Origin of the sequence: Paenalcaligenes niemegkensis, from assembly GCF_022230885.1 — a bacterium.
GTDB lineage: Bacteria > Pseudomonadota > Gammaproteobacteria > Burkholderiales > Burkholderiaceae_B > Paenalcaligenes > Paenalcaligenes niemegkensis.
This window is the reverse complement of the sequence record NZ_JAKGCT010000004.1, coordinates 2,198,970-2,225,204: the sequence shown is the minus strand read 5'-3', so window position 1 is coordinate 2,225,204 and position 26,235 is coordinate 2,198,970. Positions and strand designations below refer to the sequence as shown.

Below are 26,235 nucleotides of genomic sequence, written 5' to 3'. Positions count from 1 at the left end.
GCCGTGAAACGCGGTTCAACTGAATTGTCACAAAGGAAAGTAATATGCCTCGCCGTCGCGAAGTACCCAAAAGAGAAATTCTGCCCGATCCAAAATTTGGTAGCGTTGAGCTAGCCAAGTTCATGAACGTAGTCATGTTATCCGGCAAGAAAGCTGTTGCCGAACGTATTGTTTATGGCGCCCTCGATCAAATCCAGGAAAAAGCCGGCAAAGATCCGATCGAAGTGTTCTCAACCGCCATCAACAATATCAAACCTGTTGTTGAAGTAAAAAGCCGCCGTGTAGGTGGCGCTAACTACCAAGTACCTGTCGAAGTTCGTCCTGTTCGCCGTTTAGCGTTAGCCATGCGTTGGTTGCGTGAAGCTGCGAAAAAACGTAGTGAAAAATCCATGGATTTGCGTTTGGCCGGCGAATTGCTTGATGCAGCCGAAGGTCGCGGTGGTGCAATGAGAAAGCGTGAAGACACGCATAGAATGGCAGAAGCCAACAAAGCCTTCAGCCATTTCCGTTGGTAATCAAAGGACATATAGATCATGGCCCGCAAAACCCCTATCGAGCGCTATCGTAATATTGGTATTTCTGCGCACATTGATGCCGGAAAAACCACTACGACAGAACGCATCCTGTTTTACACCGGTGTAAGCCATAAGCTGGGCGAAACTCACGAGGGTTCCGCCACCATGGACTGGATGGAGCAAGAGCAGGAGCGTGGTATTACCATTACCTCTGCTGCTACGACTGCTTTCTGGCGTGGTATGGCTGGTGATTACCCCGAGCATCGCGTCAACATCATTGACACGCCCGGACACGTTGACTTCACGATTGAAGTTGAGCGTTCCATGCGCGTACTTGACGGTGCCGTGATGGTTTATTGTGCCGTAGGTGGTGTTCAGCCTCAGTCCGAGACTGTGTGGCGCCAAGCTAACAAGTATGGTGTTCCACGTCTGTTATTCATTAACAAAATGGACCGTACTGGCGCTAACTTTTCCAAAGTAGTAGACCAGCTCAAATTACGCTTGAAAGCACATCCTGTACCTATCGTATTGCCGATTGGTGCCGAGGACCAGTTCAAAGGCGTAGTTGACCTTGTCAAAATGAAAGGTATCGTCTGGGAAGACGAAAACTACGGCGTCAAGTTTGAATACATTGATATTCCCGCTGACTTAGTAGACGACGCTAACGAGTGGCGCGAGCAGCTGGTTGAGTCCGCAGCGGAAGCCAACGAAGAGTTGATGAACAAGTACCTGGAAGAGGGCGATCTTTCCGAAGCTGACATCAATCTGGGTATTCGTTTGCGTACGATTGCAGGCGAAATTCAGCCTGTGCTGTGCGGTACTGCCTTTAAAAACAAAGGTGTACAGCGCATGCTGGACGCTGTGATCGATTACATGCCTTCGCCTGTTGATATCCCACCAGTTAATGGTGAAGATGACGATGGCAACGAAGTCAGCCGTCCTGCCGATGACACTGCACCGATGTCTGCATTGGCATTTAAGCTAATGACAGATACGTTTGTAGGTCAGTTGACGTTTGTACGAGTTTACTCGGGCGTATTGCGCTCTGGTGACACTGTATATAACCCTATCAAGGGCAAACGTGAACGTATTGGTCGTATCTTGCAGATGCATGCCAATAACCGTGCTGAGCTTAAAGAACTGGTAGCGGGTGATATTGCGGCGGTTGTGGGCCTGAAAGACGTGACCACTGGTGAAACTCTTTGCGATATGCAGAATCACGTGATTCTCGAACGCATGATTTTCCCAGAGCCCGTTATCTCGCAGGCTGTTGAGCCAAAAACTAAGGCTGACCAGGAAAAAATGGGTGTGGCATTGTCCCGCTTGGCGCAGGAAGATCCGTCTTTCCGCGTAAGCAGTGACGAAGAGTCTGGCCAAACCATTATTTCTGGTATGGGTGAGCTTCACCTAGAGGTTCTTGTTGACCGTATGCGCCGTGAATTCGGTGTTGAGGCCAACGTAGGTAAGCCACAAGTTGCTTACCGCGAAACTATCCGTAAAACGTGTGCAGAAGTTGAAGGTAAGTTTGTACGCCAGTCGGGTGGTCGTGGTCAGTATGGTCACGTTGTGCTTAAGCTCGAGCCAATGGAAGCTGGTGGTGGTTACGAATTCGTTGACGAAATTAAAGGTGGTGTAGTTCCTCGCGAATACATCCCCGCTGTCGACAAAGGTATCCGCGAAACCTTGCACGCTGGTGTCATTGCTGGTTATCCAGTGGTTGACGTTAAGGCTACGCTATTCTTTGGTTCATACCACGATGTTGACTCTAACGAGAACGCGTTCCGTTTGGCAGCCTCAATGGCATTCAAAGAAGGTATGCGTAAGGCAGACCCGGTATTGCTAGAGCCAACCATGGCTGTCGAAGTCGAAACACCTGAAGAGTATGCCGGTACAGTGATGGGCGATCTGTCCTCACGTCGCGGTATGGTCCAGGGTATGGATGACATCCCAGGCGGTGGCAAAACGATCAAGGCGGAAGTACCTTTAGCCGAGATGTTTGGCTATTCCACAAGCCTGCGTTCGCAAACTCAAGGTCGCGCAACGTACAGCATGGAATTCAAGCAGTACGCCGAGGCGCCTAAGCACGTAGCTGACGAAGTTGTTAGCGCACGCGCAAAATAAGTAACACTTATGTGCCTGCCTGTTGTATAAACAGGCAGGTTTAAAATTTTTGTTTTCTTGAAAACATAGTTGGGATAAATCATGGCAAAAGGTAAGTTTGAACGAAACAAACCACACGTCAACGTAGGCACCATTGGTCACGTTGACCACGGTAAGACCACATTGACCGCAGCAATCTGCACGGTTTTGGCAAAAGAATACGGCGGCGAAGCGCGCGACTACGCGCAAATCGACGCAGCTCCTGAAGAGAAAGCCCGCGGTATCACCATCAGCACCTCACACGTCGAGTACGAGACACCTAACCGTCACTACGCTCACGTTGATTGCCCTGGTCACGCTGACTACGTTAAAAACATGATTACCGGTGCAGCGCAGATGGATGGCGCGATTCTGGTGGTTTCGGCTGCTGATGGCCCCATGCCTCAGACACGCGAGCACATTTTGCTAAGCCGCCAGGTTGGCGTTCCTTACATCATCGTGTTCCTGAACAAAGCCGACATGGTTGACGACGCTGAGTTGCTCGAACTGGTTGAAATGGAAGTTCGCGAATTGCTGTCGAACTACGATTTCCCTGGCGACGACACACCGATCATCACTGGCTCTGCTAAATTGGCTCTGGAAGGCGATGCTGGCCCCTTGGGTCACTCAGCTGTGCTGGAACTGGCAGCGGCGCTTGACAGCTACATTCCTACGCCTGAACGTGCGGTTGACGGTGCATTCCTGATGCCTGTTGAAGACGTGTTCTCGATTTCGGGCCGCGGTACTGTGGTTACCGGCCGTATCGAGCGCGGTATTGTGAAAGTGGGCGAAGAGATCGAAATCATCGGTATCCGTGATACGGTGAAATCGATTTGTACTGGTGTTGAAATGTTCCGCAAGTTGCTCGATCAGGGCGAAGCGGGCGATAACGTTGGTATTTTGCTACGTGGTACAAAACGTGAAGACGTTGAGCGTGGTCAGGTATTGGCCAAGCCAGGTTCGATCAAGCCACACACCGACTTCACTGCTGAGGTCTACATTCTGTCCAAAGAAGAGGGTGGTCGTCACACGCCATTCTTCAAGGGCTACCGTCCTCAGTTTTACTTCCGTACGACGGACGTAACGGGCACGATCGAATTGCCGGAAGACAAAGAAATGGTGCTTCCTGGTGATAACATTTCGATGACGGTGTCATTGATTGCGCCAATCGCGATGGAAGAAGGTCTGCGTTTCGCGATTCGCGAAGGTGGCCGTACTGTTGGTGCTGGTGTCGTTGCCAAAATCATCAAGTAAGCTGCTGAAGTAGTTTAAATGCGGGGGCTATGAATTTGCCCTCGCGCTTTTCGTTCTTTAGGAAATCTCATGAAAAACCAAAAAATCCGTATCCGCCTCAAGGCTTTCGATTACAAACTTATCGATCAGTCTGCGGCTGAAATTGTCGATACGGCTAAGCGCACTGGTGCTGTAGTTCGTGGTCCTGTACCTCTGCCTACACGTATCCGCCGTTACGATCTGTTGAGCTCACCACACGTGAACAAAACAGCCCGTGACCAAGTTGAAATGCGTACACACCAGCGTCTAATGGATATTGTTGATCCTACAGACAAAACTGTTGATGCCCTTATGCGTCTTGACCTGCCTGCAGGTGTTGATGTAGAAATCGCACTACAGTAAAAGAATTTCCTAGTACGTAATTATTACGTACTATAAAAAGGCGGGGCACAATAATTGTGTCCCGCTTTTTTTATACCGTCTCCCCTGTAGCTAGGAGTTGCGATAAATTTTTGGTGCAGCTGAGTTAACCCAGCAGTAGGATGTGCGTCGTTTTGGTCCATAGGACGCGCTTTTATACGAATGAGAAGAGTTTATATAAAGGCGAATTCTTATCTACATTCATTGAGACCAATTTGAGACCAATTTCTTGGTTTTATGGTTTATTATCTTATTTTTTATTATTCTGAGTATCGTATTTAGGTGTTTTTACTGATTTTTAGCCTTTTTCATTGAAAGCGGTTGTGTTGTTGGTTCGCAATGGTACGATTGTGCTAATTTCTCGTCAATAATAAATCGGAGACAGCATAATGAACCAACAGAACCCGTATGCGGTGCCTAGAGAGCCCGTGTATGCACAGGGAGGAATGGTTGCTACTTCCCATCCCTTAGCTGCGGAGGCGGGCTTAGCCATCTTACGTGCTGGTGGAAATGCGATCGATGCGGCATTAGCGGCAGCGACGACATTAACCGTCGTGGAGCCAACTCAGAATGGTGTCGGAGGGGACGCCTTTGCACTGGTGTGGGATGGTCAAAAGCTACATGCATTAAACGGTTCAGGTAGATCCTCGAAAAATACGAGTTATGAGTCTTTAGGCCTCAAGCACGGGGACAAAATAGAAGCGTTGGGCTGGCAAGGGGTGACTGTACCAGGTGCTCCGAGAGCATGGGCCGAATTACATAGGAAATTCGGTAAGACAGAGTTTTCCAGCCTATTTAAATCTGCGATCTCATATGCCAGGGAGGGTTACCCCTTATCGCCCGTCGTTGCCGAATACTGGCGCCGCGCGCAAAAAACAATGAAAAGTCATTCTGGGGAACCGTTTAAAGCATGGCATGACACTTTTCTGCCTGAAGGCTTTATACCTAAAGCTGGCGAGGTGTGGCGTTCAGAAGATTTAGCAAGAACTTTGGAGCAGTTGGCAGATAGTCGAAGTGAAGCGATGTATGTAGGTGATTTGGCCGAGAAGATTTGCGAGTTTGCAGCAAAGACAGGTGGATTAATTGATCGAAATGATTTAGCCGCGTATCGGCCGGAGTGGGTGGAGCCTATTTCTGCAAACTACCAAGGCTATACGGTTTGGGAGCTACCGCCGAATAATCAAGCATTGGCCACCTTACTAGCGCTTAACATTTTGGATGGTTTGAATCTTGCAAAGCATAGAGAAGACGAGCATTCGATACATTTGCAGATAGAAGCGATGAAGCTTGGCTTCATAGATACCTTGGAATATGTTGGCGATAACCTAGATAAAACAATAATTAATGCCTTACTGAATAAAGAATATGCCGCTGAGCGGCGGAACCTGATTGGAGATCAAGCGCTGGAACCGCGTGCAGGAATACCTAAACGGGGCAATACGGTGTATCTGGCGGTTGCGGATAAAAGTGGCATGATGGTTAGCTTCATCCAGTCTAACTATATGGGCTTTGGTAGCGGAATTGTGGTTCCAGAAACGGGTATTGCGCTGCACAATCGCGGCCACAGCTTCAATACAATTAAAGGCCACGCCAATGAACTAGGGCCAAATAAGCGCCCCTATCACACGATCATGCCTGGCTTTTTAACGAAGGCCGGAAAAGCGGTTGGCCCTTTCGGGGTGATGGGAGCCTATATGCAACCACAGGGACATTTGCAAATGGTGCTGAACACGATTCAACACCATATGCACCCGCAGGCGGCTTTAGATGCGCCACGCTGGCAATGGGTGTCGGCTAACACTGTACGCGTCGAACAAAGCATGCCGAAGCATGTGGTGCGTTCGTTGTTATCGCGGGGCCATGATGTGGTGGTTTCGCCAGATGATACCGGATTCGGACGCGGTCAAATTATTTGGCGTTTAGACAATGATGTTTTTGTTGGCGGTTCTGATTGTAGGGCTGACGGTCAAGTAGCGGCTTACTAAATATAGTACCTAAGATAATTATAAGTGGAGACAACGTTATGAAAAAGGTACAAAAAAAACATTGCTTTAAAAAATTAATAGCAACGTTGGGGCTTTTCTTATCGGGGCCGGTGTTTGCCTCAGGTCCGGTAGAACTCGTGGTCGCCTATGCAGCTGGCGGCGTGTCTGACTTGATGGCACGTAACCTTGCTACCTATATAGAGCCGAGCTTAAAAAATAAAATGATTGTACAAAATCGTCCTGGTGCAGCAGGCATGGTGGGAACTAATTTTGTATATAAAGCGAAGCCCGATGGGAAAACTGTCTTATTAGCTCGTATTGCAACACTGGCTGTTGCTCCTAATTTGCAGCGAGTTCCTTACGATCCAACTGGATTCACGCCGTTAGGCATGATAGCTACTGATCCTATTGTGTGCGTAACGAGTTCGCGTAAAAACTATAACTCTATAAGCGAAGTGAAAGATGCACTTACCTCGCGAGCCGGTACTTTAACGTACAGCTCGTCTGGCGTGGGTTCGTTAAATCAGTTTGCGGTATTGCGATTGCTTGAAGTACTAGGGGTTGAAAACCCACAGCGTGCTGCAGCCCATGTTCCTTCGCAAGGGGAAGGGCCGGCCCTTACCGCAGTAGCTGGAGGTCACATTGACTTGTTCTGCGGGAATGTTGGTCCTATTTTGCCCCAGATACAAAGTGGGACCGTGAAAGGCTTGTTAGTGACTTCCCGTGAACGCATTCTAGGTTTGGAAAAAGTGCCCACCGCGCGAGAGCTAGGTTTAGAAGAGATGGAAGAAGTAGTTGGCTGGAGCGCGCTTATGGGACCACCTGATATGCCCAAAGTGGAAGTCGATCTTTATCTAAGCGCGTTAGAGCAAGTTAAAAATCATGAAGCATGGCAGCAGTTCATTAAAAAGATGGGTTCGGAACCAAACATACTACCGCCAGAAGAAACTCAACAATTTATTAGTCAGCAACAAGATATCTATAGAGAAATGGCTATTCGCATGGGCTTAAAAAGAAACTAAAAGTGCACCCTAAGTAAATAGAATGCCGCATATAAAAAAGGAGAGAACATGAGGGACTTTGTCACTGGAATGGTTTTGTTTATCTTGGCCTGCTTAAGTTTGGTTTGGGCTATCCCGGCAGGAGTCATCCAATTTGGAGAGCCAGAAAGTTTAGCGCTTTCCGCGGCATTTTGGCCCTATGTCATAGCCAGTTTACTTGGCATGTTGGGGTTTCTACTTTTAGTACAAGGGGGCTTAGCGGTGTTGCAGGGGAAAGGATCACAGCAAACACCCATATGCTCGAAGTCATTGAGGGTTTTATATTCGGTGCTGCTATTAATCCCCTATTATTTTTTAGCTGAATCAATTGGTTTGCTGCTGGCATCCGTTCTTGCTTTCGCTGCCTACTCTTTGCTAGCAGGGGAGAAAAACTATAAAAAGCTAACCATGTTGGCGGTTGTAGTGCCGGCAGCCATTACTGTGTTCTTTATTCACGTGGCACAGGTACTCGTGCCTTTGGGCCCAGTAGGCCATTTATTCTCTTAGGAGGCCTGTCATGATGCAAGATTTAACAAGTGCTTTGCTCATGTTTGGTGATCCGTACAGCCTACTTTCTTTGGTGGTGGGTGTTTTTATTGGCACGGTGATAGGGGCGATTCCAGGGTTAAGCACGGTGATGGCTATTTCTATAGCCTTGCCTTTTACTTTTTCATTGGAGCCTATAGCTGGACTGCTGTTATTGATTGGAGTGTATAAGGGGGGATGTACGGCGGAGCGATTAGCGCTATTTTAATCAATACCCCAGGCACGCCGGCTGCCTCCTGCACCATGCTAGATGGCTATCCTTTAGCAAAAAAGGGCAAGGCTAGAGAAGCATTGGAAATGTCCCTATATGCCTCTTGCTTTGGTGACCTGGTTTCTACCTTTGTATTGATTGCTAGTGCTTCGTGGCTTGCCAGTTTTGCTTTGGATTTTGGTCCGTCTGAGCTATTCGCGCTAGTGGTTTTTGCCTTGGTTATTGTTGCTGGCATTGCTGCTCAACAGATGGTTAAAGGCTTTTTGTCTATGGTGCTGGGCCTCGCGTTGGCTACCGTCGGTATGGACATGATAACGGGTGAAGAACGTTTTGTATTTGGTGCTACTTCGCTTAACGCGGGTCTAAGCCTGGTGCCCGTGCTGATCGGGCTTTTTGCTCTGCCCGAGGTTTTCCAGATGTACAGCGGAAACAAAGAAAATCAAGAAATAGCAGTGTTAGGAAAAAAAGGTCTGGGCGTTAAAGGATTTTTTAAATATTGGAGAACTTTGCTACGTAGTAGTTGTTTTGGTGTGATTTTGGGCGTGATTCCGGGGCTAGGGCCCACACCTGCTGCGTTTTTCTCGTATGGGGAAGCTAAGCGTAAAGCTGCTGATCCAGATAGCTTCGGGAAGGGGAATATTGAAGGGGTGGCTGCTGCTGAGTCAGCGAATAGTGCCGTGGGCGGAGCCTCCATGGTGCCTTTATTGGCGTTGGGTATTCCTGCCGATGTAATTACGGCCGTGATTTTGGGCGCATTCATGATTCATGGTCTGCAACCAGGGCCTTTAATGTTTCAGAGTAATATCGACATTATTTATTCTCTATTTATGGGCATGCTGGCAGGCTCCGCTTTGTTATTCTTGATTGGTAAAGCTAGCATCCCTATGCTGGGACGTCTGCTTCATATCCGACCCTCGCTGTTATTGCCAGGAGTGTTGGTATTGTGCGTCTTTGGGGCTTATGGTGTTAACAAAAGCATGTTTGACATCATGATTATGTTCACCATGGGTGTGTTGGGACACATTATGGTGACACTCCATTTCTCTCGTGCACCGATGCTTATAGGGTTTGTGTTAGGACCGTTATTAGAAAACTCATTTAGGCAGTCGTTGCTAATGTCACAAGGAGAACTCGGGTTTTTTGTGGCTAGCCATATTTCTAAGGTGTTCTGGATACTTACCTTAGTTTATTTAGGAGCAATGATTTATAAAAGTATTCGTCAGAAATTACGAAAAAATGATGGGGTAACGCCAGCACTCACACAATAAGGAGGAGTGATGAAATGTTGCGTTTAGGGTAGTGTTGTACCGCGCTGTACGGTTGACAAGGGCCTGCTTGGTATATGCTTGAACTCGTGTCGCGACTGCTGCCCGGCGGGTGAGGCTGCTTCAATGACTATTTATAGTGGTTGATTCAACGCCGTACGTGGTCTGCTGTCAGGTGTGAATGCTGGTTACCCAGATCGGAATCCCAGGAGGCTTTATGTATGCTCAGCCCGCCACTCTTTTGCGCTCCCTGCTTTTAGCGATATTGTTTTGGTGGGGGATAAGTATTGCCCCGGCTTACGGGGCAGAGTCTAATCCAGACATCTGTGGCGAGACGACCATCAAAATGGCTGACCTCTCTTGGGAAAGTGCCGCCTTTACAACCCAGCTGGTCAAGCAGATTCTAGAACAGGGCTACGGATGTGATGTAGAGGTCGTTCCCGGGACATCAGCTGCCCTGGAAACCGCGCTTACACAGAACGACATACAAATCATTGCCGAGTTATGGTCCGGGCGTACTGAAATTATCGAGAAAGCCGTAGCCGAAAATACGGTGCGTGTAGTCGGCGACACCCTGGAGGGCGGGGCCGAGCAAGGGTGGTATGTTCCTGACTATATGGTTGATGGTGATGACAATCGAAATATTCGGGCAGTAACTCCTGAACTTAAGACGGTGGATGATTTGGCTCGGTACGCCGAGGTTTTTAAGGATCCCGAGAATCCCGCAAAAGGACGTTTTTTTAATTGTCCTACAGGCTGGGTCTGCGAAAAGTTCAACACCGAACTCTTGGAGGCTAACGGACTGAGCGATTACTACACCAATTTCAGATCGGGCACCGGCGCCGCGCTGGATTCTGCTATTAGTGCCGCCTACGAGCGCGGCAAGCCAATTTTGTTTTATTACTGGCAGCCTGCTGGCTTAATGGCTAAATACAGCTTCAGACGCATAGAGCAGCCACCCTTCAATCAGAGTTGCTGGGATGCGGCAGTTAACGAGGTGGGACAGGCTTGCCCCACCGATTTTATTGTGTCCCACCTTAGTCTGGCCCTTTCGGCTCCCTTTGCAGAGTCTCATCCGGCATTGCTCAACTTTTTTGAGCGTTTGTCGCTTCGGCCCGGCTTGATGAACCAGATCATTCTGGAGATGACTGAAAAACATATCTCGGGCGAGGAAGCAGCTGCGGGCTTTTTATCCAAGAATCCCGAATATTGGAAAGCATGGCTGCCGGCCGATGTGGCGCTGCGCCTGGAAGAAACATTGTCAGGAACCGCCTCTTTAGGCGGCGCAGTAAGCGCTACACAGCTTCATCCCATTTTCCCGAGCTGGTCGTTAAGGACGCGAATCAATGAAGAGCTGCGCAGTGTGGTTCAAAAAAGCGGTGATTCCTTCAGGGCGGTAAGTGATTTTGTACTGGTTAATCTGTTGCTGCCCTTCGAGCGACTTTTGATAGCCACTCCCGCGCCGGTATTCCTGTTTCTTGTGGCTGTCTTGAGCTGGCATGCAACGCGCAAGCTAAGCTCGGCAGTGCTTTACACCGTGGGCTTTTACCTGATTGGGGCCCTAGGCCTCTGGGATAAGCTCATGCAGACGCTGGCTTTGGTGCTGTTGGCTACCGCACTGTCTATATTGATAGGCATTCCAATCGGGATTGTCACCGCCAGAAGCAGGTGGCTACGAAAAATACTCGCTCCTATATTAGATGTGATGCAGACGATGCCCAGTTTTGTCTATTTGATTCCTGTACTGATGCTATTCGGCCTAGGTAAGGTGCCTGCGATTTTGGCCACGGTTATCTATGCCGTACCGCCTTTGATCAGGTTGACCAGCTTAGGAATACGGCAGGTGGATCACGAGCTGACCGAAGCGGCACAATCTTTTGGAGTGACGAGAGGCCAGATGCTGCGTAAAGTCACCTTGCCTTTGGCAAAACCCAGCATCATGGCGGGAATTAACCAAACCACAATGATGGCTTTGTCGATGGTCGTGGTTGCTTCAATGATTGGCGCACAGGGCCTCGGGGAAGACGTATTGGCAGGTATTCAGACCAACGATATCGGCCGAGGTCTGCAGGCAGGTTTTGCAATCGTGATATTGGCCATTGTTATGGATCGCACCACGCAAGCTTATGGAAAATCCAAGCGGTCCAGGGCTCGCTTGCTGAAATCGGAGCCCAAATAATGACTCAATCCAAAGTGCAGTTGCGAAATATCATCAAGGTGTTCGGTGCTCACCCGGACAAAGCGGTGGCGTTGCTGGAACAAGGGATGCCTAAACAAGAGGCTCAGAAGGCAAGCGGTAGTAATATCGGGCTTGCCGGTGTCAGCGCTGAGTTTAAGGCTGGAGAGATTTCGTGCATCATGGGCTTATCTGGTTCAGGAAAATCAACGTTAATCCGGCATATCAATAGGCTAATTGATCCTACTTCCGGAGAACTCATGGTTGATGGCGAGAATATTCTCGATTTAAGCCTGGATCAGTTACGTGAGTTCAGGCGGCGGAAAATGAGCATGGTGTTTCAGAGCTTTGCATTGCTTCCGCACCTGACCGTGCATGAGAATGTTGCCTTTGGATTGATGGTGCGTCATGACGACGCGAAACAGGCAGCAGCCCAGGCGAGCCTGTGGATTGAGAACGTAGGTTTAGTGGGTTATGAGCATCAATACCCCGACGAGCTCTCGGGTGGAATGAGGCAGCGTGTCGGCTTGGCACGGGCACTGGCAACGGACGCCGAGATACTATTAATGGACGAGGCTTTTTCTGCGCTGGATCCATTGATACGCTACGAGATGCAAGATCAACTACTTAGCCTGCAAAGCAATCTGCAAAAAACCGTGATCTTCGTGACACACGATATTGATGAGGCGCTCCGGCTGGGCCAGCATATCGTCATTCTCAGGGACGGCTTGGTTGAGCAAGCAGGAAGCCCGGCGCAAATTGTCGAGAATCCCAACAATGAGTATGTCGAGCACTTTATAGCCAGACGTCAGCGCTGAGGGGCCTGGGGCTGCCTCCTGGGTCTTTGGGTTGTGGGGGGAACACGAAAAAAGCAAAAAACGCCGCCAGAAATTTATGGTCGTTGTATTCATGCTTGACAGCTAGCTAATTCATTGCTTGTCTTTGATTTATCGTGTTATATTAGCTAGCTTAGCCATTTTTACATTAGTAAAGTTGGCTAGACCTGAAGTTTTGTATGCGAAAAGTATACGTAATCAGTAAATAGCCCCGACCAATCGTAGTTGGGAATGGAGAAAAAGATGTCGAATTCGACACCTGTGCCTGCCGCATGGCGGCTGGGCCTTGTTGGGCGCAAAGTCGGCATGACCCGCATCTTTACCGAGGACGGTGAATCCGTACCGGTAACTGTGCTGGACGTGTCAAACAATCGCGTAACCCAAGTCAAGTCGCCCGAAGCTGATGGCTACGCTGCTATTCAAGTGGCATATGGCACACGCCGCGCAACACGCGTAAATAAAGCAGCTGCCGGACACTATGCCAAAGCTGGCGTAGAGGCTGGTAGTGTTTTGAAAGAATTCCGCCTAGAACCTGCTAAGGCAGCTGAGCACACCGCTGGTGGTGTATTGGCCGTTGAAAGCGTATTCGAAGTCGGTCAAAAAGTTGACGTTACTGGTACAACCATCGGTAAGGGTTTCGCTGGTACGATCAAACGCCACCACTTTGCAGGTCAACGCCGCTCCCACGGTAACTCGATTTCGCACCGAGTCCCTGGTTCTATCGGTATGGCTCAAGATCCCGGTCGTGTATTCCCCGGTAAGAAAATGGCAGGTCATTTGGGTTCCGTTACCCGCACAGTACAAAACCTTGATATCGTTCGCGTAGACGCTGAGCGTGGTTTGCTGTTGGTGCGTGGTGCTGTTCCCGGTCACAAGAATGGCGACGTCGTAGTACGTCCCGCAATCAAGAAAGGAGCCTAATTATGGAACTCAAGCTCCTGAATGATCAGGGTCAGGCTGCTTCCACGGTTGCTGCTTCCGATTTAGTTTTCGGTCGCGAGTTCAACGAAGCCCTTGTACACCAAATCGTCGTTGCTTTTCAGGCCAATGCACGTAGTGCAAACAGCCAGCAGAAAAGTCGTGGCACAGTCTCTCACAGCACACGTAAGCCTTGGAAGCAAAAAGGTACAGGTCGTGCACGTGCAGGTATGACTTCTTCACCATTGTGGCGTGGGGGCGGTCGCGCTTTCCCGAACACAGGCGAAGAAAACTACAGCCACAAAGTTAACAAGAAAATGTACCGCGCTGGTTTGCGTGCCATTTTGTCTCAGTTAGCTCGTGAAGACCGTATCGCTGTAGTTGATTCTTTCACACTCGAAGCGCCTAAAACAAAATTGGCTGCATCGAAACTGAAAGACATGGGTTTAGAGTCCGTGCTTATCGTTACTGATGCATTCGACGAGAACCTCTACCTTGCTACACGTAACCTCCCGCACGTTGCTGTGGTCGAACCGCGTTATGCTGATCCTGTTTCGTTGATCCACTTCAAAAAAGTGTTGATCACAAAGGCAGCTATCGCTCAACTCGAGGAGATCTTGGGATGAACGCAGAACGCTTACTCCAAATCATCCTGGCTCCAGTCGTGACTGAAAAAGCTACGATGGTAGCTGAACAAAATCAGCAAATCGCATTTCGTGTTGCGGCTGACGCTACTAAACCTGAAATCAAGGCTGCTGTAGAGCAGTTGTTCAAGGTTGAAGTCGAGTCCGTACAAGTTCTTAACCAGAACGGCAAACAGAAGCGGTTTGGTCGTTTCCAAGGTCGCCGCCGCAACGAGCGTAAAGCATACGTTTCGCTCAAAGCGGGTCAGGAACTCGACTTTAGTGAGGTGAACTAATATGGCACTCGTTAAAGTAAAACCAACGTCTGCTGGCCGTCGCGGTATGGTCAAAGTGGTGCACTCCGAGCTACACAAGGGTGCTCCACACGCTCCATTACTGGAAAAGAAATCACGTACAGCTGGCCGCAATAACAACGGTCACATTACTATTCGCCATCGTGGCGGTGGTCATAAACAGCATTATCGTATCGTTGATTTTCGTCGTAACAAAGATGGCATTCCTGCGAAAGTAGAGCGTCTCGAATACGATCCAAACCGTACTGCCCACATTGCATTGCTTTGCTACGCAGATGGCGAACGTCGTTATATTATCGCTCCTCGTGGCCTCGAAGTCGGTGCAACATTGTTGTCCGGTCAAGATGCACCGATTCGCGCTGGTAACACATTGCCTATCCGTAACATTCCAATTGGTGCAACGATTCACTGCATCGAAATGTTGCCTGGTAAAGGTGCGCAATTGGCTCGCTCGGCTGGTACATCGGCTGTATTGCTAGCTCGTGATGGCTCTTATTCCCAGGTGCGTTTGCGCTCGGGTGAAGTACGTCGCGTACACATCGATTGCCGTGCCACTATCGGTTCGGTAAGCAATGAAGATAATAGCTTGCGACAAATTGGTAAAGCCGGTGCTACTCGTTGGCGCGGTATCCGTCCTACCGTTCGTGGTGTTGCCATGAACCCGATCGATCACCCGCATGGTGGTGGTGAAGGTCGTACGGGCGAAGGCCGTGAACCAGTTAGTCCATGGGGTACTCCTGCTAAGGGCTACCGCACCCGCCGTAACAAACGCACAGACAATATGATTGTCTCGCGTCGCAAGCGCAAGTAAGGGGCGAACAAATGTCACGTTCGATTAAAAAAGGCCCATTTGTAGACGAGTATCTCATTAAAAAAGTAGATGCTGCTGTCACGGGCAACGATAAACGGCCGATCAAAACCTGGTCACGCCGTTCAACCATCCTGCCCGAATTTATTGGGCTGACGATTGCCGTGCACAATGGCCGTCAACATATTCCCGTCTACATTAACGAGAACATGGTTGGCCATAAGCTTGGTGAATTCGCACTGACCCGTACGTTTAAAGGTCATGTGGCGGATAAAAAGTCACGGAGATAAGGGATGGAAACCACAGCAACTATTCGTGGAGTGCGTATTTCAGCGCAAAAGGCACGCCTGGTCGCGGACATGATCCGTGGTCAATCGGTGTCGCAAGCATTGAATACCTTGACTTTCACTCCCAAGAAAGCCGCTGGCATTATCAAGAAAGCGCTTGAATCCGCTATTGCTAATGCTGAACATAACGACGGTGCCGATATCGATGAACTACGCGTGACCACAGTATTTGTGGACAAGGGGCAGTCATTGAAACGATTCTCCGCACGCGCAAAAGGCCGCGGTAACCGTATCGAGAAGCAGACTTGCCACATTGTGGTCAAGGTCGGCGCTTAAGGAGTCACAATGGGACAAAAAGTTCACCCAATTGGGTTCCGCCTCGCAGTTAACCGCAACTGGAGCTCTCGTTGGTACGCTGATCACAACGAGTTCGCTGGCATGCTGGCTGACGATATCCGCGTACGCGAATACCTCAAGAAAAAACTGAAGAATGCTTCCGTTGGCCGTGTAGTCATCGAGCGCCCTAATAAAAACGCCCGCATTACTATTTACTCCGCCCGTCCAGGCGTAGTAATTGGTAAGCGTGGTGAAGACATCGAAAACCTGAAGGTTGATCTTCAGCGCTTGATGGGCGTTCCTGTACACGTCAATATCGAAGAAATTCGTAAACCTGAAACCGATGCTCAGCTTGTCGCTGATTCTATCGCTCAGCAGCTCGAAAAGCGTATTATGTTCCGCCGTGCGATGAAACGTGCGATGCAGAACGCAATGCGTCTTGGTGCCCAAGGCATCAAGATCATGAGCGCTGGTCGTTTGAACGGAATTGAAATTGCTCGTACAGAGTGGTATCGCGAAGGTCGCGTGCCTCTGCATACACTTCGTGCGAACATCGATTACGGTACATCCGAAGCTCATACTACTTACGGTATTATTGGCATCAAAGTCTGGGTTTACAAAGGCGATATGCTTCCTAATGGCGAAATGCCTGTAGAAGCTGCAGCTCCAGAAGAGCGTCGTCACCGTCGTCCACGTGGGGATCGTCCTGAAGGTCGTCGCCCAGCCGGTCGTACTGGCCGTGGTGGACCACGTCGCGATGCTTCTGCAGCGCCTGCGCCTGAAGGAGAATAACTATGTTGCAACCCTCTCGCAGAAAGTATCGCAAAGAGCACAAAGGTCGTAATACCGGTCTAGCTACACGTGGAGCGCAAGTTTCATTTGGCGAATTCGGTCTTAAGGCTACTGGCCGTGGTCGCTTGACAGCGCGTCAGATTGAAGCTGCTCGTCGTGCGATTAACCGTCACATTAAACGTGGTGGCCGCATCTGGATCCGTATCTTCCCAGATAAACCAATTTCGCAGAAACCTGCTGAAGTTCGTATGGGTAGTGGTAAGGGTAATCCAGAGTTTTGGGTCGCTGAAATTCAACCCGGCAAAATGCTTTACGAAATGGAAGGTGTTAGCGAAGAGCTAGCCCGCGAAGCATTCCGTTTAGCCGCCGCTAAGCTGCCGATTTCCACGACATTCGTGTCGCGTCAGATTGGTGCTTAAGGAGATCTCATGAAAGCCAGTGAACTCCGTTCAAAAGAAACCGCCGAGCTCCAGACCGAGCTCGAGAGTCTGCTGAAAGCACAATTCAGTCTGCGTATGCAGCGTGCAACTCAGCAGCTTTCCAACACCAGCCAGCTATCCAAAGTGCGTCGCGACATTGCTCGTGTACGTACAATAATGGCTGAGAACGCAGGAAAGTAAGATGAGCGAAACGCAAACAACACAAGTCGCGCCTAAGCGTCAGCGTACCTTGCAGGGACGAGTGATCAGCAACAAAATGGATAAAACCGTTGTTGTTCTAGTAGAACGCCACGTGAAGCATCCTTTATACGGCAAGATCATTCTTCGTACCAACAAGTACAAAGCGCACGACGAGACCAACCAGTACAACGAAGGCGATGTAGTTGAAATCGCTGAAGGCCGTCCTATCAGCCGCGATAAAACGTGGACTGTAGTACGTCTGTTGACGGCTGCTCGCGTAATTTAATGCGCTGAATACGCCCTTAGGTTTTCCCTAGGGCCGTACTCAAGAAAAAGCCCAGCATCATGCTGGGCTTTTTTGTGGGCAGCGTATATATGAACAACGTTTCAATGGCTGCAACGATACATCTGCCTACTGCAGGTTTTTATCTTTGTTGCTCTTCCAGCCCCTGACGAACTGCGTTTAGGTGAGTTCGCATGGCGTTGCCTGCCTGAGCGGGGTCGCGGTGCCGAATGGCATCAACAATTTCCTGGTGTTGAGCACTGTAGCGATTGCGGGTCGCCAGATCCAGAGTTGTACGGCGTAATCGTCCCCACTCAGTCTGCATGCGTGCTGCGGTCAGGACTTCTGAGAAGTGCTGTAGCAGTATGTTGTGTGTCGCGGTGGCCAAGGCTTCGTGGAAACGGCTGTCGCCTTCCTCCCACTCCACATGTGATCGTGCATTATGGCTTTGCTCGTGGCATTGCAGCAGCATTTGGATATCATGTGTGCTGGCATGCGTTGCGGCCGTGGCAGCGATTGCTGGCTCAAGTACATAGCGTGCGGTCATGAGCTCCATCGGGCTAACGTGCAAGGCTACAGCACGTTCAGTCTTTTCTTTATTTTCGACGACGATGGTGCCGCGTCCCGGTACACGTTCTATGAAGCCTTCCCGCTCTAGTTGTTCTAGCGCTTCACGCACCACTCGGCGGCTGACCTGTAGCTCTGCCGCGAGTTCGCGTTCAGGAGCTAATTTATAACCTGGGCCGTGTTCCGGCAGGGCCAGCATCTGCATCAGATAGGCGATGACTGAATCGGCGCGACGGGCACCCGCGCGAGGGAGGGAGGAAGACATAAGACCGCTCTAACTCAATAGTTAAGATCGACTAGCTAGGCGCGCAATGCTGTAATCAGCATATTGACGGCATTAAAGAACAAGAACGCTGCGAATGCGTATCGCAAATATTTAGGATTGATAGCATGGGCAATACGAGCGCCAATAGGGGCAAAATAGCCGGTTACCGGTATTAGAATGGCAAAGGCAATAAGGTTGACGTAACCAATGCTGAAAGGGGGCAGGCCTTCTTTGCCCAGGCCCGCCAGGAATGCGCCGATGGTGCCCGGAATTGCGATTAGTAATCCAACAGCTGCCGCCGTGCCTACTGCCTTGCGCATGGGGTACCGGTAGAAGCTAAGTAATGGAACGGTTAAGCTGCCACCGCCTATCCCCATGATAGATGATAGCCCCGCCACCACGATGCCCGATAACCAGCGTATGGGGCCTTTAGGTAATGCACCTTTTTCGTCGGCAGCGCTGGACGGCCCCAGCAACATGTATACGGCAATTAAAAAAGTAACGCCCGAGAATACAAAGGTTAATTCGACTGACTTGATTGAACTAAACAGGCTCATGCCTATGATAGAGCCTAGCAGCAGCCAGGGCCCCCAGCTTTTTAGCAGTGCCATATCGACCGCATTTTTTGAATGATGTGCCCTGGACGATGATAGCGCCGTTGCCACAATGGTCGACAAGGAGGTTCCTACAGCGACGTGCATGCGTACGGCAGGATCTATGTCCATGGCGGTAAACAGGTAGAACATGACAGGTACCAGCACGATACCGCCGCCGACTCCAAGTAAGCCCGCGATCAGGCCTGCCACGATGCCAGCTATAAGTATGGCTCCGATAAAGTAGATGTATGCTTCAGTAGTGAATTCCATGTCTCGATTGGTTCAAGTTATAAAGCTATATGGTATCAAAAAGGTACGTGTTGATAACAAAAACTAGATATTGTGCTAAACATCAGTAATTAAATAGCTACAGCTGTTGTTTAGAATTATCATAATTTCATATTGGACGCAAAAAAAGGAACCAAATATTGAATTGGTTCCTTTTTGGGCTTGTTTGCTACGTTTGAAAAAAGCGGGTACTTAACCTTGATAGGGCGCTCCTGAGGCGACGGTCGCGGATTCTGAAGCCGGCAATTAGGCGGCAGATAACTCAGGCAGTAATTCTACGTTCAGTTGAGACAATGAGGGTGTATCCGCATCGGGATACTCATCAATAATTTCGCCGTACCAGTGTAATTGTTTGGCAAGCGCAGCAACCGGGCCAACGATCAGCAAGGAAGGCGAGCTGAAGGTGTACTGGCTTGCGTAATGCTGTGCCTGATCTAGACGTGTCAGCAATGTACGTTGATTCGGGCGGGAGCCATTTTCGATAATGGCACATGGGGTGTTGGCTGCCCGTCCATGAGCAATCAGCATTTGATTAAAGGACGTCAGCTGCTTCAACCCCATATATACGACCAGAGTCTGGCTGTTGTCGCATAGGCCTGCCCATTCAGCAATGTCTGTATCGTCTTTGCGGTGAGCGGTGACAAATTGCACAGACTGCGCGTATTGGCGATGCGTTAGCGGGATACCGCTGTAGGCAGCGCAGGCTAGCGCAGCAGTAATCCCGGGTACAACCTGATAAGCGATACTGTGCTGGCGTAAGAATTGCAGCTCTTCGCCGCCACGGCCAAATATGAAGGCATCGCCGCCTTTGAGGCGTACGACGGTCTGGCCTTGTTTCGCATGCTCTAGCATCAGGTGGTGAATACGCTGCTGGGTGGCGTGATGGTTTTCGCCTACTTCTTTACCCACATGAATTTGTGTAGCATCACGACGAGCAAGCTCAAGAATGGCGGGATCAACCAGCCGGTCATACAAAATGACGTCGGCTTGATTTAATGCGCGTAAGGCGTGAAGCGTGAGCAGACCCGGATCGCCTGGGCCAGCGCCCACGAGGATGACTTCCCCTTTGGGTGGTGTTTGTTTTTGGCCTAAGGCGTCCTCAAGCAAAGACTGTGCCTGTTTGGGTTGCTGTGCTTTAAGCGCTTTACCTACAGGGCCGTCGATGAGCCAGTCGTAAAAGGCACGTCGGGGGCCCAGCAAGGGAAGAGCTTCCTTGATGTGTCCACGATAGCGTTGGGCAAGTTCGGCAATGGCTCCTATCGAATGATCAACCATGGTTTCGATTTGTGCTCTTACCCGTCGAGCCACCATTGGTGCTGCACCCGATGATGAAATGGCCACGACCAGAGGAGAGCGGTCCACGATGGCGGGAACCTGGAAGCTCGACAGCGAGGCATTATCAACAACATTCGCAAACAGCTTTCGGGATGTCGCATGTGCGGCAATCGCGGTGTTGAGCTGAATGTTATCGGTGGCCGCGACGACCAGCCAAGCCCCGTCAAGATCGCTTTCTTGAAAAGCGCCTAAACGCACCCAGATGCGATTTTGCGCCTCCCAGTCTTGCAGGGTAGGGCTGATGGCTTTTGCGACTACCGTGACATTGGCACCGGCAGAGGTTAAGAGGTGAATCTTTCGTTCAGCTATTTCGCCACCACCCACCACCACCACGGCGCGCCCTTGCAGATCGGCAAAAAGAGGAAATAATTGCATGGTCAGACTGTTTCCAGCACTAATGGAATACGTTTTTGTGTGGGCTCGGCTATTATCTGCGCACGAAGCAGATAATCTCCAAAGTACTCCGCCTCGTGGCGTTCAGCAGCATAGCGCTGGAACAGGCCATCAAGGTGGTTGAGAATTTCGGTTTCATCAATGTTTTGTTGATAGACCACATTGAGACGTTCGCCCTTGAAGTCGGCGCCCAGACGCAGGTCGTAACGTCCTGGGGCACGGCCTACCAGAGCTATTTCTCCGAGGTAGGGGCGCGAGCAGCCATTAGGGCAGCCTGAGATACGAAATACAATTTCTTGCTCAAGCAGCCCATGCTTATCCAGCAGCGCATCTAGCTTGGGTAAGATGACTGGCGCGTAACGCTCGCTTTCTGCCATAGCCAAGGCACATGTGGGCAAGGCCACGCAGGCAATCGTGTTGCGTCGAATACCGCTTTGATTTTTGTAGCTATCCAGTCCGTACTGTTCAACGAGAGCATCGATTTTCTTTTTATCGGCGCTGGCAACGTCGGCCACAATCAGGTTTTGGTTACAGGTCAGACGGAAATGGCCTGTGTGTATCTTGGCGATTTCACGCAGTCCGGTTAGCAAGGGTGAGTCCGGACGGTCGATAAGGCGGCCTGAGTTAATACGCAACCCTAAATGCCAGTTTCCGTTTTCACCTTGAATCCACCCGTACTGATCACCATTTCGCTCAAAATACCAGGCTTTTACAGGATGCAGTGTGACGCCGGCGCGGGCTTCAATCTGCTCTTTGAACCACTCGGCGCCCAAGGTGTCGACGGTGTACTTGAGACGTGCGTAGCGACGTTCCTGGCGGTTGCCATGATCGCGTTGCAGCGTGATTACGGCTTCGGCAGCGGCGATGACATCTTTCAGTTCTACAAAGCCGATCACGCTGCCCAGACGGGCATAGGTTGTGTCGTCACCATGGGTTGCGCCCATGCCGCCACCGATGCTCAGATTAAAGCCAGTTAAACGTCCATCTTCGACAATAGCGATGAAGCCCATGTCTTGCGCAAAGATGTCTACGTCATTGGTGGGAGGAATGGTGAGGCCAATTTTGAATTTGCGGGGCAGGTAGGTCTTACCGTAAATGGGTTCAACCACTTCCGCGTTGCTGCTAAGCTGATCTACCTTTTCGCCGTCTAGCCATATCTCTGCGTAGGCATTGGTAGAGGGCAAGAAGTGATCGGATAGTTTTTGTGCCCAATCCAGAACTTCGGCGTGGTGTTGCGATAGCAGGGGTTAGACACGCTGACGACTTGGCGATTGACATCACCACATGCAGCAATGGTGGTAGCGTGGGCGCGTTTGATGCCTTGCATCAACTTTTTTAAGTTGCGCTTTAATACGCCGTGCCACTGAAAGGTTTGACGAGTCGTAATACGTAAGCCGAACTCTGACCAGTCTACGGCAATCTGGTCAAAAATCAGCCATTGCTCAGGGGTAACGACCCCTCCGGGCAGTCGCGCACGCACCATAAAGCTGTGGGCTGGCTCGAGCTTCTGCTTGCGTCGCTCATCGCGTAAATCACGGTTGTCTTGTTGGTAGCTGCCGTGAAATTTCAACAGCAAGTTATCATTCTCGCTGATAGAGCCTGTCAGCGGCCTGGCCAAACCTTCGGCAATACTGCCGCGCAGGTAGTTGCTATCAATTTTTAGTTGCTCTATAGGAGCGATTTTCTTTGTCATAGCTGTCTTCTAGTAAACATCACGGGCATATCTGCCCTGAACGCTGAGCTCGTCAATCCATTGGCGAGCGGCATCTTCATCAAGGCCACCCTCAAGCTGCGCGATTTTCTGCAATGCGGAGTGCACGTCTTTTGCCATGTAATCGGCATCGCCACACACATAGATGTGAGCGCCTGATTGAATCCATTCATACACATCCGTGGCGTTCTCCAGCAGTTTGTGCTGCACATAGACTTTCTCCTCTTGGTCGCGAGAGAAGGCGACATCCAGACGTTCAAGCTGGCCGTCTTCGATCGCACGCAGCCACTCGGTTTGGTAGAGAAAATCGGTAGTGAAGTTGGGATTGCCAAAGAACAGCCAGTTGCGGCCTTTAGCTTCTTGGGCATTACGTTCCTGGACAAAGGCGCGGAATGGCGCCACCCCCGTACCTGGCCCAATCATGATGACGTCTTTATTGTGATCCTCGGGCAGGCGGAAGCGAGAGTTTGTGTCGACAAAAACGAGTACCTCGTCTCCTTCGGCAAGATTGCTCAGGTAGTTGGAAGCAGCTCCCCAGCGTTCTTCATTGTTAAATTCGTATTGCACATTGGCTACCGTCAAATGTACTTCGTCATCAACCAGGCTTTGGCTTGAGGCAATAGAGTACATACGGGGAGCCAGCGGGCGCAGGGCATGAACGAGGCTCTCGGCATCCCATTCTGCGGGAAAGCGTTTCAGCGCGTCCAGCAACTGGTGCGTACCCAATAGCTCGCGGAAGGCATCCAGCCCATCGGGGCTTAGGGCCAATGCCAGTTCGGGGTCGCTATTACGTTGGGCCAGCGCAACCAGAAAGGGCTTGGTCAGTTGAGTAAGCTCGCGGTAGTGGCTTAGCCATTCACGTACAGTTCGCATATTTTCGTGAACTGTGACTGATTCTTCGCCGTCGATACCTGTCTGGGCAAGAACGGCATCGACCAGGCGACTGTCATGTATAGGCCATACACCCAACGAGTCGCCAGGCTGATAGTTCAGTTTGCTGCCTTCGAGTGAAAGTTCGAAGTGACGGACATCACGCGAACTGCCGCGGCCCGTGATGGGTTGCGCTTCGAGTAAAGCGGCTCTGAAGGGGTTGTCTCGGGTGTAGCTTTGTACCTGAGGGTGCAGCGTTGTTACGATAGATACCGGGGTCTCGAGCTCAGTGCTGACCTGCAGAGGTTTAGCGAGTTCAACAGCGTTTTGCTTCCAGGGAGAGGCTACCGTTTCAATGTCCAGGTCTGCCAGACCGCTGGCAAGCAGCTTTTTGGCACCCAGTTCAACCAGACGTTTCTCAATGGTTTCGGCAATGCCACAGAATAACGGATAAGACGAATCACCTAGCCCTAAAATGCCGAAATTCAAATTCTCGAGTTTGGGAGCGCGCCGACCTGCCAGGAACTCGACGAAGCCGACTGAATCGTCAGGTGGATCGCCTTCGCCTTGTGTGCTGATTACGATGAACAGCAGCTCTTCGTCTTTGAGTTCGCGTGTGGCATAGCGATCAGCGCGCACCAGACGTACGTTAAGACCAGCCTGCTGGCACTGCTCGTGAAATTCGGTAGCGATACGTTCGGCATTGCCTGTTTGACTGCCAAACAGGATGGTGGCTGGACGGGAAGGCGCAGCAGCTGGGGCGCTGGCAGGGGCGGGGACAGCAGCTAAGCTGGGCGGGATCTGACTTTGCTTAACTTGGGCAGCCCCGGCCAGATAGCCGGAAAGCCAAGTTAGAGTCTGTGAGTCCAGGTCGCGTGTCAGCTCATTGATGAGCCCCTGCGCTGTGTCGGGAAGGCGGGACAAGGCTAGCATGACGTCTCGGTTATAGTAATAGATCAATCCATTCTATAGAGCGTCTAAAGCCGGGCGAACAATCGAAAAACTATTTAGATATTCTCATATATGCTTATAGTTTTAATCGTCTTTAAGTTCACGCCTTAATATCTTGCCTACATTGGTACGCGGAAGATCATCCCGAAATTCAACAGATTTGGGTATTTTATAGCCCGTTAAGCGCTCACGCAGATGGGCAATCACATCGGCCTGAGTAAGCGTAGGGTTCTTGCTAATTACATACAGTTTTACCGCTTCCCCTGAGTGTTCGCTAGCGATGCCTACTGCAGCTGCTTCAATGATATCGGGGTGTTCAATGGCCGCCGCTTCAATTTCGTTCGGATACACGTTAAAGCCAGACACCAGAATCATGTCTTTTTTACGGTCCAGGATGTAGACATAGCCAGCCTCGTCCATATAGCCGATATCGCCGGAACGTAAAAAGCCATCGTTATCGAAGACTTTTTCTGTTTCTTCGGGCCGGTTCCAATAGCCGGGTGTTACCTGTGGCCCGCGAATGCAGATTTCGCCGCTTTCTCCTATAGGCCTGTCATTTTGATCATCATCACGAATGGCTATTTCGGTGGACGGTACCGGCAGCCCGATAGAGCCGGTGAATGTTTTGACGTCTAGTGGATTGATGGTGGCTGCAGGTGAGGTTTCTGTCAGGCCATAGGCTTGGGCAATAGGAACGCCCGTGATATCAAGCCAACGCTTGGCAACGGCCTCTTGCACTGCCATCCCTCCGCCCAATGCGACTTGAAATGATGAAAAGTCCAGTTTCTTGAAGTCTTCGTTTCGAGCCAAGGCATTAAACAGGGTATTGACGCCGGTCAGGTAGGCAAAAGGAGCCTTAGCTAATTCTTTGACCAGGGATTTGATGTCACGCGGATTCACAATCAGCAGATTTCTGGCTCCCAGACGCATAAAGACCAGGCAGTTCGCGGTGAGCGCAAAAATATGATAGAGGGGAAGGGCCGTTACGACACTGAGATCGTTGGTTTTAAGATAAGGGCGTACCCATGCCTGAGCCTGGCACACATTGCTGATCATATTGCCGTGCGTCAGAATGGTACCCTTGGCTACACCGGTCGTGCCCCCTGTGTATTGTAAAAATGCGATGTCGCTTTGTGCCATGGCAGGCTCGGACATCTTATGCTTTGAGCCGGTTTTTAACGCGGTTTTTAAATTGATGGTTGAAGGGAGTTGCCATGCAGGAACCAGCTTCTTGACGTGGCGTACGACGATATTTGTGATGACGCCTTTCAGGCCACCCAGAAGCTCACCCATCGAGGTGACCACCACATTTTTGATCTGTGTTTCATGAATGACATCACTGAGCGTATGGGCAAAGTTTTCAGCGATAACGATCGTGGTGGCACCACTATCGACCAGTTGATGTTTAAGTTCGCGAGTGGTGTATAGCGGATTCGTATTGACCACGGCAGCACCTATGCGAAGCGCGCCCAGCAAACAAATAGGATATTGCAAAAGATTTGGCATCATCAATGCCACGCGATCGCCTTTTTGTACACCCACAGACTGCAGCCAGGCCGCAAAAACTCCGATTGCTTAATCAGCTCGGCATAGCTCAGAGTGGAACCCATGCTGTCATAGGCAATACGGTCTTTATATTGCTGGCAGCTTTGGAGCATCATCGCTGACAATGAGGCGTAGGCACTGGCCTCGTCAATGATATCGGCAGGAATTCCGTCGGGGTAGCTTTTTAACCAGATTCTTTCCATGCTTGCCTCTCTCGAAAAGTGGTGGATAGTAGGGGCTCCTTCGCTACCCAGCATGGCTTGTTTTAATGACTCTTGAGCCGGGTTGGCACCTATCCAGGTTTTTAACATGGCCGTCAGCAATACGATGCCTGAGATTTCCCTAGATGTGAAGGAGGGAGTGTTTG

The 26,235-nt window shown here is 50.3% G+C and carries 25 protein-coding genes and 2 pseudogenes; 20 read left to right on the top strand and 7 right to left on the bottom strand.

The features are described 5' to 3' along the window. The first annotated feature begins 44 nt into the window (after positions 1 to 44). From rpsG to rpsQ, 20 genes and pseudogenes are all read left to right on the top strand, one after another. Positions 45 to 515: a 30S ribosomal protein S7 gene (rpsG, locus tag L1889_RS14875; RefSeq protein ID WP_238665752.1), complete on the top strand. Its 471-nt coding sequence runs from the start codon at positions 45 to 47 to the stop codon at positions 513 to 515. Positions 516 to 533: 18 nt separating this feature from the next. Next, on the top strand, positions 534 to 2,636 hold the full coding sequence (gene fusA / locus L1889_RS14870) for an elongation factor G (protein WP_238665751.1): 2,103 nt from the start codon (positions 534 to 536) through the stop codon (positions 2,634 to 2,636). Positions 2,637 to 2,717: 81 nt separating this feature from the next. Beyond that, on the top strand, positions 2,718 to 3,908 hold the full coding sequence (gene tuf / locus L1889_RS14865; RefSeq protein ID WP_238665750.1) for an elongation factor Tu: 1,191 nt from the start codon (positions 2,718 to 2,720) through the stop codon (positions 3,906 to 3,908). A 69-nt stretch (positions 3,909 to 3,977) separates the two neighbouring features. Next, complete coding sequence (rpsJ, locus tag L1889_RS14860; protein WP_238665749.1) at positions 3,978 to 4,289, top strand: 30S ribosomal protein S10; 312 nt, start codon at positions 3,978 to 3,980, stop codon at positions 4,287 to 4,289. Between the two features lie 407 nt (positions 4,290 to 4,696). Continuing rightward, positions 4,697 to 6,292: a gamma-glutamyltransferase family protein gene (locus L1889_RS14855; RefSeq protein WP_238665748.1), complete on the top strand. Its 1,596-nt coding sequence runs from the start codon at positions 4,697 to 4,699 to the stop codon at positions 6,290 to 6,292. A 38-nt stretch (positions 6,293 to 6,330) separates the two neighbouring features. Beyond that, positions 6,331 to 7,314, top strand: a complete 984-nt coding sequence (locus L1889_RS14850; RefSeq protein WP_238665747.1) for a Bug family tripartite tricarboxylate transporter substrate binding protein — start codon at positions 6,331 to 6,333, stop codon at positions 7,312 to 7,314. 48 nt (positions 7,315 to 7,362) lie between these two features. Then, a complete protein-coding gene (locus L1889_RS14845; RefSeq protein ID WP_372871671.1) occupies positions 7,363 to 7,839 on the top strand; it encodes a tripartite tricarboxylate transporter TctB family protein in 477 nt (158 codons plus the stop codon). A gap of 10 nt (positions 7,840 to 7,849) precedes the next feature. Beyond that, positions 7,850 to 9,357, top strand: a pseudogene (locus L1889_RS14835) (tripartite tricarboxylate transporter permease). Between the two features lie 214 nt (positions 9,358 to 9,571). Further along, positions 9,572 to 11,533 carry a glycine betaine ABC transporter substrate-binding protein gene (locus L1889_RS19285; protein WP_238665743.1) on the top strand — a complete coding sequence of 654 codons (1,962 nt, stop codon included), beginning with the start codon at positions 9,572 to 9,574 and terminating at the stop codon, positions 11,531 to 11,533. After that, a complete protein-coding gene (locus L1889_RS14825) occupies positions 11,533 to 12,348 on the top strand; it encodes a betaine/proline/choline family ABC transporter ATP-binding protein (protein ID WP_238665742.1) in 816 nt (271 codons plus the stop codon). The genes L1889_RS19285 and L1889_RS14825 overlap by 1 nt, the downstream gene beginning before the upstream one ends. Positions 12,349 to 12,609: 261 nt before the next feature. Next, positions 12,610 to 13,287 carry a 50S ribosomal protein L3 gene (gene rplC, locus L1889_RS14820; protein WP_238665741.1) on the top strand — a complete coding sequence of 226 codons (678 nt, stop codon included), beginning with the start codon at positions 12,610 to 12,612 and terminating at the stop codon, positions 13,285 to 13,287. A gap of 2 nt (positions 13,288 to 13,289) precedes the next feature. Beyond that, a complete protein-coding gene (gene rplD, locus L1889_RS14815; RefSeq protein WP_238665740.1) occupies positions 13,290 to 13,910 on the top strand; it encodes a 50S ribosomal protein L4 in 621 nt (206 codons plus the stop codon). Next, complete coding sequence (gene rplW / locus L1889_RS14810) at positions 13,907 to 14,203, top strand: 50S ribosomal protein L23 (protein ID WP_238665739.1); 297 nt, start codon at positions 13,907 to 13,909, stop codon at positions 14,201 to 14,203. The genes rplD and rplW overlap by 4 nt, the downstream gene beginning before the upstream one ends. A 1-nt stretch (position 14,204) precedes the next feature. After that, positions 14,205 to 15,032, top strand: coding sequence for a 50S ribosomal protein L2 (gene rplB / locus L1889_RS14805; RefSeq protein WP_238665738.1), 828 nt, complete (start codon positions 14,205 to 14,207; stop codon positions 15,030 to 15,032). Positions 15,033 to 15,043: 11 nt separating this feature from the next. Beyond that, the gene (rpsS, locus tag L1889_RS14800) at positions 15,044 to 15,319 is read left to right on the top strand and encodes a 30S ribosomal protein S19 (protein ID WP_238665737.1); all 276 of its coding nucleotides are present in this window, start codon (positions 15,044 to 15,046) and stop codon (positions 15,317 to 15,319) included. 3 nt (positions 15,320 to 15,322) lie between these two features. Continuing rightward, positions 15,323 to 15,652 (top strand): 50S ribosomal protein L22, encoded by a 330-nt coding sequence (gene rplV / locus L1889_RS14795; RefSeq protein WP_238665736.1) that lies wholly within the window; start codon positions 15,323 to 15,325, stop codon positions 15,650 to 15,652. A 9-nt stretch (positions 15,653 to 15,661) separates the two neighbouring features. After that, positions 15,662 to 16,444: a 30S ribosomal protein S3 gene (rpsC, locus tag L1889_RS14790; RefSeq protein WP_238665735.1), complete on the top strand. Its 783-nt coding sequence runs from the start codon at positions 15,662 to 15,664 to the stop codon at positions 16,442 to 16,444. 2 nt (positions 16,445 to 16,446) lie between these two features. Continuing rightward, entirely contained in the window at positions 16,447 to 16,863 is a 417-nt protein-coding gene (rplP, locus tag L1889_RS14785; protein ID WP_238665734.1) for a 50S ribosomal protein L16, read from the top strand. Positions 16,864 to 16,872: 9 nt separating this feature from the next. Then, positions 16,873 to 17,064, top strand: a complete 192-nt coding sequence (gene rpmC / locus L1889_RS14780; RefSeq protein WP_238665733.1) for a 50S ribosomal protein L29 — start codon at positions 16,873 to 16,875, stop codon at positions 17,062 to 17,064. 1 nt (position 17,065) lies between these two features. After that, entirely contained in the window at positions 17,066 to 17,350 is a 285-nt protein-coding gene (gene rpsQ, locus L1889_RS14775) for a 30S ribosomal protein S17 (protein ID WP_238665732.1), read from the top strand. A 139-nt stretch (positions 17,351 to 17,489) separates the two neighbouring features. Here the strand turns inward: rpsQ and L1889_RS14770 are convergent, their stop codons facing one another. The 7 genes and pseudogenes from L1889_RS14770 to L1889_RS14745 form a co-directional block, all read right to left on the bottom strand. Continuing rightward, positions 17,490 to 18,179: a FadR/GntR family transcriptional regulator gene (locus L1889_RS14770; protein ID WP_238665731.1), complete on the bottom strand. Its 690-nt coding sequence runs from the start codon at positions 18,177 to 18,179 to the stop codon at positions 17,490 to 17,492. Between the two features lie 35 nt (positions 18,180 to 18,214). After that, positions 18,215 to 19,045 (bottom strand): sulfite exporter TauE/SafE family protein, encoded by an 831-nt coding sequence (locus L1889_RS14765; protein ID WP_238665730.1) that lies wholly within the window; start codon positions 19,043 to 19,045, stop codon positions 18,215 to 18,217. 264 nt (positions 19,046 to 19,309) lie between these two features. Further along, the gene (gene cysG / locus L1889_RS14760) at positions 19,310 to 20,773 is read right to left on the bottom strand and encodes a siroheme synthase CysG (protein ID WP_238665729.1); all 1,464 of its coding nucleotides are present in this window, start codon (positions 20,771 to 20,773) and stop codon (positions 19,310 to 19,312) included. 2 nt (positions 20,774 to 20,775) lie between these two features. Further along, positions 20,776 to 22,008: an NADPH-dependent assimilatory sulfite reductase hemoprotein subunit gene (locus L1889_RS14755; protein ID WP_308217684.1), complete on the bottom strand. Its 1,233-nt coding sequence runs from the start codon at positions 22,006 to 22,008 to the stop codon at positions 20,776 to 20,778. After that, entirely contained in the window at positions 21,939 to 22,484 is a 546-nt protein-coding gene (locus tag L1889_RS19400) for a ferredoxin-like domain-containing protein (RefSeq protein ID WP_308217653.1), read from the bottom strand. The genes L1889_RS14755 and L1889_RS19400 overlap by 70 nt, the downstream gene beginning before the upstream one ends. A 9-nt stretch (positions 22,485 to 22,493) precedes the next feature. Continuing rightward, a complete protein-coding gene (locus tag L1889_RS14750) occupies positions 22,494 to 24,305 on the bottom strand; it encodes an assimilatory sulfite reductase (NADPH) flavoprotein subunit (RefSeq protein WP_238665728.1) in 1,812 nt (603 codons plus the stop codon). Between the two features lie 102 nt (positions 24,306 to 24,407). After that, a pseudogene (locus L1889_RS14745) lies at positions 24,408 to 26,071 on the bottom strand (AMP-binding protein). Between the last annotated feature and the right edge of the window lie 164 nt (positions 26,072 to 26,235).

Coding starts and splice junctions, on each gene's coding strand:
- rpsG (WP_238665752.1), top strand. CDS start 45: ATGCCTCGCCGTCGCGAAGTACCCAAAAGAGAAATTCTGCCCGATCCA.
- fusA (WP_238665751.1), top strand. CDS start 534: ATGGCCCGCAAAACCCCTATCGAGCGCTATCGTAATATTGGTATTTCT.
- tuf (WP_238665750.1), top strand. CDS start 2,718: ATGGCAAAAGGTAAGTTTGAACGAAACAAACCACACGTCAACGTAGGC.
- rpsJ (WP_238665749.1), top strand. CDS start 3,978: ATGAAAAACCAAAAAATCCGTATCCGCCTCAAGGCTTTCGATTACAAA.
- L1889_RS14855 (WP_238665748.1), top strand. CDS start 4,697: ATGAACCAACAGAACCCGTATGCGGTGCCTAGAGAGCCCGTGTATGCA.
- L1889_RS14850 (WP_238665747.1), top strand. CDS start 6,331: ATGAAAAAGGTACAAAAAAAACATTGCTTTAAAAAATTAATAGCAACG.
- L1889_RS14845 (WP_372871671.1), top strand. CDS start 7,363: ATGAGGGACTTTGTCACTGGAATGGTTTTGTTTATCTTGGCCTGCTTA.
- L1889_RS19285 (WP_238665743.1), top strand. CDS start 9,572: ATGTATGCTCAGCCCGCCACTCTTTTGCGCTCCCTGCTTTTAGCGATA.
- L1889_RS14825 (WP_238665742.1), top strand. CDS start 11,533: ATGACTCAATCCAAAGTGCAGTTGCGAAATATCATCAAGGTGTTCGGT.
- rplC (WP_238665741.1), top strand. CDS start 12,610: ATGTCGAATTCGACACCTGTGCCTGCCGCATGGCGGCTGGGCCTTGTT.
- rplD (WP_238665740.1), top strand. CDS start 13,290: ATGGAACTCAAGCTCCTGAATGATCAGGGTCAGGCTGCTTCCACGGTT.
- rplW (WP_238665739.1), top strand. CDS start 13,907: ATGAACGCAGAACGCTTACTCCAAATCATCCTGGCTCCAGTCGTGACT.
- rplB (WP_238665738.1), top strand. CDS start 14,205: ATGGCACTCGTTAAAGTAAAACCAACGTCTGCTGGCCGTCGCGGTATG.
- rpsS (WP_238665737.1), top strand. CDS start 15,044: ATGTCACGTTCGATTAAAAAAGGCCCATTTGTAGACGAGTATCTCATT.
- rplV (WP_238665736.1), top strand. CDS start 15,323: ATGGAAACCACAGCAACTATTCGTGGAGTGCGTATTTCAGCGCAAAAG.
- rpsC (WP_238665735.1), top strand. CDS start 15,662: ATGGGACAAAAAGTTCACCCAATTGGGTTCCGCCTCGCAGTTAACCGC.
- rplP (WP_238665734.1), top strand. CDS start 16,447: ATGTTGCAACCCTCTCGCAGAAAGTATCGCAAAGAGCACAAAGGTCGT.
- rpmC (WP_238665733.1), top strand. CDS start 16,873: ATGAAAGCCAGTGAACTCCGTTCAAAAGAAACCGCCGAGCTCCAGACC.
- rpsQ (WP_238665732.1), top strand. CDS start 17,066: ATGAGCGAAACGCAAACAACACAAGTCGCGCCTAAGCGTCAGCGTACC.
- L1889_RS14770 (WP_238665731.1), bottom strand. CDS start 18,179: ATGTCTTCCTCCCTCCCTCGCGCGGGTGCCCGTCGCGCCGATTCAGTC.
- L1889_RS14765 (WP_238665730.1), bottom strand. CDS start 19,045: ATGGAATTCACTACTGAAGCATACATCTACTTTATCGGAGCCATACTT.
- cysG (WP_238665729.1), bottom strand. CDS start 20,773: ATGCAATTATTTCCTCTTTTTGCCGATCTGCAAGGGCGCGCCGTGGTG.
- L1889_RS19400 (WP_308217653.1), bottom strand. CDS start 22,484: ATGACAAAGAAAATCGCTCCTATAGAGCAACTAAAAATTGATAGCAAC.
- L1889_RS14750 (WP_238665728.1), bottom strand. CDS start 24,305: ATGCTAGCCTTGTCCCGCCTTCCCGACACAGCGCAGGGGCTCATCAAT.